The following is an 8,886-nucleotide window of genomic DNA, read 5'->3' on the forward strand; positions in this document are numbered from 1 at the left end:
CATTGGCCCCTGACGGCGTGACCGTGATGGTGGGCACTAGCGATGCATGAAAACCCCTGATGCGAATATGCCTAAAAAGACTCCTGAATGAACAGCCACCTGCAAACCCTGTTTGATTTTATCAGCCAATCGGAAACCCTTCCTGAAGCGGACAGGCAACTCCTGTTGGGCGCCCTGAAAAAAGCAGATAACGATTTAGCGATCAGCCTGTTCAAACTCGACCGGACCGAAAAGGTAAAACGCACCACGGCCATCCTCCTCGAAGAAACCATTGAAGAACTCGAACAAAAGCGGAAAGCGGTGGAGGAGGCCCTGGCCGAGCTGAAAGCCACCCAGGCGCAGCTCATCCATTCCGAAAAAATGGCCTCCCTGGGGGAACTGACCGCCGGCATTGCCCACGAGATCCAGAACCCGCTGAACTTTGTGAACAATTTCTCGGAGGTAAGCAAGGAACTCCTGGAGGAGTTGACCCAGGAAATCGAAAAGGGCGACTGGGAAGAGGTGAAGGCCCTGGCCCGGGATGTGATCCAAAACCTCGAAAAAATAAACCACCACGGCAAGCGGGCCGACGGCATCGTGAAGGGCATGCTGCAGCACAGCCGCAGCAGCGACGGGAAGAAGGAACCCACCGATTTGAACACCCTTGTGGACGAATACCTGCGCCTGGCCTATCACGGGATGCGCGCCAAAAACAAGGCCTTCAACGCGAATTTGGAAACGGATTTCGGGGAGGCCGTGGGCGAGGTAACCCTGGTGCCCCAGGACATCGGGCGGGTGGTGCTGAATTTGCTCACCAATGCTTTCCATGCCGTGGACGAAAAAAAGGAACAGGCCCCTGAAGGGTTCCAGCCCAAAGTGAGCGTACAGACCCGGAAGAACGGGAAATATATTGAACTCCGGGTGGCGGACAACGGGAAGGGCATACCCGAACCTGTAAAGGCAAAGATTTTCCAGCCTTTCTTTACCACCAAACCCACCGGGCAGGGCACAGGCCTGGGCCTTTCCCTGAGTTACGACATTGTAAAATCCCATGGGGGCGACATCCTTGTGGCCTCTGAAGAAGGGGAAGGGACCGAATTCACCATTAAACTTCCCTCAGAATGAGAAACCCCGGAGTACCTGAGGCCTTTGAAGGTCGTTCCGTATACGAACGACTCATAAATGTGATGCTGGACTTTGATGAGGTAGAGGACCTTAAAGAAATCGTCCATCCTGAATTCACGGGATACGGGTCGGCTGCGCACGAATTCTTCAGGACCCGGGAAGACGTAAAGAAAATGGCGGAAATGCAGGCCCAACAACTTAAGGGGAGCGGTTTCGGGTATACCCGCAGGCCGGTTTCAGAAAAAGTATTTGCCGGGGGGGATGCCTGCCTGGTCCTCGAAAATTTTCTGCTGTTTTTGCCGGACAGCAACCACCAACTCGAGGTGAGGCTTTCGGCCCTCCTTGAAAAGATCGATGGAAAGTGGCTGGTAACCCACTTCCACGGCTCCAGCCCGGACACCGATATTGCCGAGGATGAAGCCTTCCCGGAGGAAGGGCTTCGGCGGAAAAACCTGGAACTCGAGGCGAAAATAAAGGAACGCACCCGCGACCTGGAGGTTGAAGCCGCCCTGGAACGGACCCGGGCCCAAAGCATGCTGATGCAGCATTCCGGTGAGCTGAATGCAGTTTCCAGTGTCTTCCACGAACAATTATTGCGGCTGGGAATTGATTCTGAGTTTTCTTTTGTATGGCTTCCCGATGAAGCCAGGGAAAACCATATTTTCTGGACTACCTGGACGGAAACCACCGAGGGGAAACAGGTATATCACAGCAAAGCGGTCACCTATCCGCTGGACCTGACTGATGCCTACAATGCCGCCTGTATTGCCGATTGGGAAAGCGGGGTTTCGGTACACGAGCACTTTGTGCCCCCGGGGGACATCCCGGATTTCTTCACCTCCTGGGAAGAAATGCTGGAAGGGGCCCCCCACCTGAAAGCCGAATATTTCCCACAGGGGATATACTATACCGAAGCCTTCATGAAATACGGGTGTTTCGGGATCGATATCCGAAGGCCGCTGACGGAAGAAGAAAAATCCATATTGCACCGCTTTGCCATTGAATTCGAGCGGACCTATACCCGATTCCTCGACCTGCAAAAAGCCGAGGCCCAGGCGCGGGAAGCCCGGATCGAGACCGCCCTGGAGAAAGTCCGCACCCATACCATGGGCATGCGATCCAGCGAGGACCTTTCCGGGGTAACTTCCGTGATGTTCGAACAGATGAAGGAACTGGGGGGGGATTTGTTTGCCTTCGGCGTGGTGCTGTGTTCAAAAGACAAGAACGTGGTGGAGCAATGGCACAGCCTGGCGGACCAGGGCATGATATCCCCCTTCCAGGTGCCCGTGGACCTGGATTACATCCACCAGTACCGCTATGACCAGTGGAAGTCGGGAAAAGACCTCTTTTCGATAGAAATTCCCGAAGACTATATCGAAACGCATTTTGCCAAAATGTATACCCTGCCCTCCTTCAAGAAAGCCATGGAAGAGGTGGCAGCCAGGGGCTTTGATATCACGACCCCGACCTGGGAACTGGACTACGGGGCCTCCTTCAGCCACGGCTACCTGCTGATATCGTCCCTGGCACCCTTTGGGGAGAGCCATATCTTCCCGCGCTTTGCCAGGGTTTTCGAACAGGCCTATACGCGCTTCCTGGACCTGCAAAAAGCCGAAGCCCAGGCCCGGGAGGCGCAGATCGAGGCCGCCCTGGAACGGGTGAGGAGCCGCACCATGGCCATGCAGCATTCCGATGAACTGGCCGAAGCCTCCCACCTGCTGGACCGGGAAGTCCGCGGGCTGGGGATTAAAACCTGGGGTTGCGCCTTTAATATTTACCGGGAGCATGACTCCCTGGAGTGGTTTGGCAATGAAGCAGGGCTACTACCAACCTACACGGTGCCCAGGCAGGGGATCTTTAAAACCTATTTCGACCTGGGCCAGGAAGGGGAATCCCTTTTTATAAAGGAAATAGCCGGGGAGGAATGCACAGCCCACTATGAATTCATGAGTACCCTGCCGGTTGTTGGCGAGGTCCTGAAGCGACTAAAAGAAACCAACGGTGCCTTCCCCTCTTACCAGATCGACCATGTCGCGTATTTCAAATACGGCTACCTGCTGTTCATCACCCGGGAGGAGGTGCCGCAGGCCCACGAAATTTTTAAACGGTTCGCCAAAGTATTCGAACAAACCTATACCCGTTTTCTGGACTTGCAATTAAAGGAAGAGCAGGCGGTAAAATTAGTTGAGGAAAAACAACGCCTGGAAAAAACCCTGAGTGATTTGCAGGCCACCCAGAAACAACTGGTCCATGCCGAAAAAATGGCCTCCCTCGGAGAGCTCACCGCCGGCATTGCTCATGAGATCCAGAACCCGCTCAACTTTGTCAATAACTTCTCCGAAGTGAGCAAGGAACTGCTCGAAGAACTCATGGAGGAATTGAAAAAGGGGGATGCTGAAGAGGTGGATGCTATCGCGCAGGATGTGATCCGGAACCTGGAAAAAATTGTCCACCATGGCAAAAGGGCCGACAGCATCGTTAAGGGCATGCTGCAGCACAGCCGCAGCAGCGACGGGCAAAAAGAGCCCACCGACCTGAACAAACTGGCCGACGAATACCTCCGCCTGGCCTACCACGGCCTGCGCGCCAAAGACAAGTCCTTCAACGCTTCCATGGAAACCGATTTTGACACCGCCGTGGGTATTGTGGACGTGATCCCCCAGGACATCGGGAGGGTGCTGCTGAACCTGGTGACCAATGCGTTCCATGCCGTGACGGAACGAAAAAAACACCACCCCGGGGAGTATGACCCCAGGGTAACGGTGAAGTCGCGGAGAACGGATGAAGGTGCGGAAATTCAGGTAATCGACAACGGTGGCGGTATCCCGGAAACCATACGCGAAAAGATTTTCCAGCCCTTTTTTACCACCAAGCCCACCGGGGAGGGCACAGGGCTGGGGCTTTCCATGAGCTATGACATTATAAGCAAAGGGCATGGAGGGGAATTAACCATGGAGACCGCGGAGGGGGAGGGCACCGTTTTTAAAATCATACTACCTGTAAAAAAGGAAAGGACATGAGGTTGACCCAAAAAATAAAAACCGAGGTCCTGCAGGTCTATGACACCTGGCTGGAAAGCTATGTTTCAGGGAATGTGGAAACCTACGACCACTACCTGGACGATGCCTACCATTTTATCGGTTCCACCAATAATGAAGAATTCCTCAGCAGAAGGGAAACCACGGAATTTTTCAGGGTCACGGCAGACCAATTCGCCGGTAAAACGGAGTTGAGGAACGAGACAAAATCCGTGGAGGGTTTTGGGGAGCTCATATTCCTTACCCATGTCTTTGATGCATGGTTTCTCGGGGGGGAAGACTGGTCCTACTACGGGAGGTTCCGGTTTACTTCAGTGCTTCGGAACACTGAGGACGGCTGGCGCTTTATCTACCAGCATTTCTCCACCCCCGACAGCAAAGCCCAGGAAGGCCAGACTATCGGCTACGACCAGATCAGCGCCGAAAACCTGCAACTTCGGGAAGCGATCAAAAGGCGGACCGTGGAACTGGAAGAAAAAAACCGGGAGCTGGCTATAGAGGCTGCCCTGGAGCGGATCCGCGCCCAGGTTACCGCCATGACGGATTCCTCGGAACTGCTCGATATCGTGGTGACCATGCGCACCGAGTTCGTGAAACTGGGGCATGAAGCCCATTATTTCTGGCATATGAGGTGGCTGCCCGAAACCTATAAAAAGGCGATGACCTCCGGGGATGGGACGCGCATTGGCATGGTGATGACCCTGCCCCGCAACATACACGGAAACATCCCCCTACTGGAGGCCTGGGAACAAAGCGATGACCCCACGGTAGTGTATGCGATGGATCCCGAAACCGCCGTGGACTACGTAAATAAAATGGTTTCCCTGGGCGATTTCCAGCAGGTGGACCCGCAGGCCCCGGGCCCTGACGATATCCGTCATATTGGGGGCCTGACCTTTGTGATGGCCCGCACCACGCATGGGGAGATCGGATTCAGCCTGCCGGGGGTCGTCCCGGAGCCCCCGAAAGCGGCCGTGGATACCCTGGTGCGATTTGCGGGGGTTTTTGATTTGGCCTACCGCAGGTTTGAAGACCTGCAAAAGGCGGAAGCCCAGGCCAGGGAAGCCCAGATCGAAATGGCCCTGGAAAAAGTGCGCTCGAAAACCATGGGGATGCAAAAAAGTCAGGAACTCAGGGAAGTGATCCAGGAAGTGTACGACCAGTTTGTACTGCTTAATATCCATGTGGAACATTCCGGCTTTATCCTGGATTATAAGGAAAATGAGCAGATGCATATCTGGTTGGCCGATACACATGGGGTCCCGGCGGAACTTACCATTCCCTATTTTGATTCCCCCCACTGGAACAGTTTTTTGGAAGCCAAAAAGGGGGGAGCGGACTTCTTTACCAACCTGCTCGATTTCGAAACAAAGAATCAATTTTATAAGGACCTTTTTGACTTTATCCCCGATCTGGATGAGGAGATCAAACAGTATTACCTGAACTGCCCTGGCCTCGCGATTTCAACGGTATTGTTGGAGAATGTCGGGCTTTACATTGAGAATTTTACAGGGACCCCCTATTCTGAGGAAGACAATAGGATCCTGATGCGCTTTGGCAGGGTCTTCCAGCAAACCTACAGCCGCTTCATGGATCTCCAAAAAGCAGAGGCACAGGCACGGGAGGCGGAAATCCAGTTAGCCCTGGAACGCGTTCGCGCCCGCTCGATGGCCATGCAAAATACAGATGAACTGCATGAAGTGCTCAGTGTCCTGTTCCGTCAGTTTGACAACCTCGGGATTGAGCCGGTGAATGTGTTTTTGAGCCTTTTTGACCGGGAAAACAGAACCCTTACCTACCGGGCCTCCGGTAAGTCCGGGACAAGGGTTCCCGGGAAGCAGGTGGTACAGGTCGATAGCATGGAGCCCCTTAAGGCCCTCTATGACAAATGGCTGCATGACAACTCCGATTCGGTGGAAGTGATTTTTTACCCCAAAGAAGTGCTGCCTGACCTCTTTGGCATTTTCTCCGAAACCTTCGCAGCCATGCCTGAAGCAGATCGCATGGGGCCCGATGATTATCCGGAGGGCGGATATTCCGTGGCAGGGTATACCCCATTCGGGTATTTGGGATACGACCACCAGCAAGAGCCAACTGAAGAAGAAAAAGAGATCCTTTCCCGATTTTGCCTCGAATTCACCCGGGTTTATCAACGGTTCCTGGATATCCAAAAGGCCGAAGCCCAGGCCAGGGAAGCGCAAATCGAAGCGGCATTGGAAAAAATCCGGAGCAGGTCACTGGGCATGCAAAACTCAGGGGAGTTGCAGGACGTGGTACAAATAGTCGCCGAAAAGATCCAGGAACTGGGTGTGATAGTGGATCCTACAGGCGTGCTGATTTGTACGTATCCGGAAGGCACCAAAGATGTGATTCACTGGACCTACAGTCCGGCAGCCCGGGAGCGCTCCAAACCTTACTTTATGCCCTATTTTGAACATCCCATCTGGGATGAAGCATGGGAATCCAAAAACCGGGGCGATGCCTGGTTGTCGAAAACCTATTCAAAGGGGGTTAAGAACACGTTCCTTCGAACCATCTTTACCCGCAGTGATTCCGATTATTCCGGGTTACCGGAAGACTACAAGCAATGGCAGTTAGACAGCCCGGTTTATACGCTTTCGTTTGCCTGGGGTAAGCATTCGGCCCTTTGTGTCCCCAATAATGACGGCACAGCACCCACTGAAGCCCAAAAGGAAATCCTGATTCGATTTGCAAGGGTTTTTGAACAGAGCTATGTGCGGTTTTTGGACCTTCAGAAATCTGAGGAACAAGCCCGGGAAGGGCGAATACAATTATCCCTGGAGCGCTTGCGCTCCAAAGCCATGAGCATGCAGCAATCGGATGAATTGCACGAAGTTTTGGCAGTTTTGTTCGAACAGTTTGATATCCTGGGTATCCGGCCTATGTCGACACATATGACTATCCTCGATCTTGAAAACAACACTTTTACCTTCCGGGAAACGGGCAAATTTGGCAACAGGAGTTTCGGGGAGCACACCTTTGCCCTCGATGCCATGGATACCTGGAAAGATATGGTGGAAAGCTGGCAGAAGACCGAGCCTTTCACCATCAACCGCCTTCATTTCCCCAAAGAAAACTTACCGCAGGTATGGGAGGTATTTCATGAATCTTTTGCTTCCATGCCCGAAGAATCGAGGATTCGTCCCGAGGATTATCCCGATGGCATCTACCACACCGCTGGCAAACACCCTTTTGGGTATATCGGGATGAACCAGGTTCGCCCTGCTACCGAAGAAGAAGAACAGATTGTAATCCGGTTTGCAAACGAGTTCGGCCGCGTTTACCAACGCTTCCTCGACCTGCAGAAAGCCGAAGCCCAGGCGCAGGAGGCCAGAATAGAAGCTGCCCTCGAAAAAGTGCGTGCCCGCACCATGGGCATGCAGCACAGTGATGAATTGCCGGATGTGGCCCTGCTGCTCTTTAATGAAGTCAGGGCCCTTGGGGTACCGGCCTGGAGCAGTGGCTTTAATATCCTTGCGGAAGACAGGAAGTCTGCCGCTGCCTGGATGAGCAGTGAAGGCACCCTGCAAAAGCCGTTTACCCTCCGGTTGTTCGGAGAAGCCTCCTTTGAGGAAATGGGGGCTTTCGCCAGGGGGGACGAACCTCTAATGGTGCAGGAATTGGGGGGGAAAGCGCTTGTGGCCCATTACGACTACATGAAATCGTTCCCGGACCTGCAGGCCATCTTTAAAGACATCCAGGATGCAGGGCTTTCCCTGCCCACCTACCAGGTTAACCACCTGTGCAAGTTCGCCCATGGCTTCCTGTTGTTCATCACCTATGAAAGGGTGCCCGGAGCGCATGAAATTTTCAGGAGGTTTACCACGGTCTTTGAGCAGACCTACACCCGGTTCCTGGACCTGAAGAACCTGGAAGCCCAGGCCCGGGAATCGAAAATAGAAACGGCCCTGGAGCGCGTGAGGGCCCGGGCCCTCGCCATGCAACAGCCCGAGGAACTGAAGGACGTGGCCCGGGTGATGCGCCAGGAGATGGCACTGCTCGGGGTGGAGGAACTGGAGACCTCCAGCATCTATATCCACGACCCGCAGGCGGGAAAGACCGAGTGCTGGTATGCCATTAAAGACATCCGCGAGGCGGAAAAGGTGATGGTGGCGGACCATTTTGACCTGGACCTGAACGAAACCTGGGTCGGTAGGGAAATGCTCAGGTTCCACGGGGGCAAAGAGGAACAGTTATCCATTATTATGAAGGGGGATCAGCGAAAAGAATGGATCGACTATTGCGAGGCGCATTCCCAGGCCTTAAAGGGATATTACGGGGAAGAGATCCCGGAGCGTACCTACCATTTATATAAATTTTCGCACGGGGCCATCGGGGCGGCCACTCCCGGGGAACTGTCGGAGGAGAGCTGGAGCCTGCTGAAAAGGGCTGCCTCCGTCTTCTCCCTGGCCTATTCCCGCTTCCGGGACCTCACCCAGGCACGCCTCGACCTGCAGCGCCTGAAAGAAGAAAAAAAACGGGCGGAAGATGCCCTGAAGGAACTGCAATTGACCCAGCAACAATTGGTCCACGCCGAAAAGATGGCTTCCCTGGGGGAACTCACCGCAGGCATCGCCCATGAGATCCAGAACCCGCTCAACTTTGTCAACAACTTCTCGGAGGTCAGTAATGAACTGCTCGAAGAAATGGCTGAAGAACTGGAAAAGGGCGACCTTTCCGAGGTCCGGGCCATTGTGGAAGACCTCAAACAGAACCTCGATAA

The 8,886-nt window shown here is 53.9% G+C and carries 3 protein-coding genes; all 3 read left to right on the forward strand.

Annotation, left to right across the window (positions count from 1 at the left end; all coding sequences use genetic code 11):
• The first annotated feature begins 87 nt into the window (after window positions 1-87).
• The gene (locus tag NG653_RS13515; protein WP_252742252.1) at window positions 88-1,104 is read left to right on the forward strand and encodes a sensor histidine kinase; all 1,017 of its coding nucleotides are present in this window, start codon (window positions 88-90) and stop codon (window positions 1,102-1,104) included.
• A complete protein-coding gene (locus NG653_RS13520) occupies window positions 1,101-4,124 on the forward strand; it encodes an ATP-binding protein (protein WP_252742253.1) in 3,024 nt (1,007 codons plus the stop codon). Before NG653_RS13515 ends, NG653_RS13520 begins: the two co-directional genes overlap by 4 nt.
• Window positions 4,121-8,886: nuclear transport factor 2 family protein (locus NG653_RS13525; protein WP_252742254.1), on the forward strand; the 4,766-nt coding region annotated here is incomplete at its 3' end. The genes NG653_RS13520 and NG653_RS13525, both read left to right, overlap by 4 nt.

Source organism: Robiginitalea marina (assembly GCF_024006985.1).
In the GTDB taxonomy this organism is placed as follows: domain Bacteria; phylum Bacteroidota; class Bacteroidia; order Flavobacteriales; family Flavobacteriaceae; genus Robiginitalea; species Robiginitalea marina.

Bases quoted from the DNA above. Each gene is read 5' to 3' on its own strand.
- NG653_RS13515 (WP_252742252.1), top strand. From the start codon at position 88: ATGAACAGCCACCTGCAAACCCTGTTTGATTTTATCAGCCAATCGGAA.
- NG653_RS13520 (WP_252742253.1), top strand. From the start codon at position 1,101: ATGAGAAACCCCGGAGTACCTGAGGCCTTTGAAGGTCGTTCCGTATAC.